Genomic DNA, 982 nt, shown 5'->3' with positions numbered 1-982 from the left:
GCTCAGCTGAGACTCAACCGTCGCCAACTGATCTTTGTCCCATGTGAGATACGGTAAAGCCAGGGATGCCGCCAAATCGATTAACCCTTGTTCGTCCGCCTTAATATCAATGCTTGCGATGCCGCTAATCTGTGAAAGCTCTAAACCCTTTTCCACAAGGCATTGTTCTAGCAAGGCACGAAGTTCTGACTCAGGGCAATGCCGCTCGCAGCCCATGCCCACGATGTAGATTGGTTTCAAATACGGATCCGCCGTCGTTAAGACCAAGCTTGCACTGAGTACTTCCGAAATAATTCGCCCAAACTCATTCGCGCCACCTTCATGCCCGGACAGCAAGGGAATAACAAATTCGCCACGTTCATCCAGAACGAGGACGGGCGGGTCTTCATGTTTGTTCACCATTACCGGCGCGAGTGTTCGCATGACAATGCCTGTGGCACAGATTAAAATCTGTCGTTCGCCGGCGCGAAATGAGTCTTGCACCGTTTGCGCAAAGGGTTGCGGTTTAAACGACACCTCGACTTCATTCGTAAGCGCAGTTGAATCGGTTCTAATTGCGCTTGCTAAGCGTTCTGCCAAACAGCGCCCGGCTTCGGTTAACGCGAAAATTCTAATCACGACTTCTCTCCTCTGAGCTACGATCTGCCGATGGTAAAACCACAAACAAAGAAAAATACGGCCCTTGCTCTGGAGATAATTGAGTTATATCGCTCACAATCTTCTGATTATCTCGGCCGATATATTCAAGATACGTGGCGTCGGCTAATCTTCCCGTTCGCTCAAGCAATGCCAATATTCTTGGGCGGGCCTGCCCTGCTTTCATGATCACCACACTATCGTGCTCGCTAAGGGCTCGCTCTATTTGCGAATCCTGATGACGGCCACTGACCACAACAAACGATTCTTTTAACATTGTAAGCGGTTGCATCATCGCGCTGGCAGCAGCATTCACAGACGAAATACCTGGGATCACCTGACAGGG

General features: G+C 50.1%; 2 protein-coding genes. Both read right to left on the bottom strand.

Annotation, left to right across the window (positions count from 1 at the left end; all coding sequences use genetic code 11):
- Nucleotides 1–618: cobalamin biosynthesis protein (locus A3763_RS20685; protein WP_068760439.1), on the bottom strand; the 618-nt coding region annotated here is incomplete at its 3' end.
- On the bottom strand, nucleotides 611–982 hold a 372-nt coding region (locus A3763_RS20680; RefSeq protein ID WP_231872275.1), incomplete at its 5' end, for an SAM-dependent methyltransferase. The genes A3763_RS20685 and A3763_RS20680, both read right to left, overlap by 8 nt.

It is taken from the genome of Oleiphilus sp. HI0128 (genome assembly GCF_001635365.1).
The sequence above is the reverse complement of the archived record's forward strand: the minus strand, read 5'-3'. Positions and strand labels throughout refer to the sequence as shown.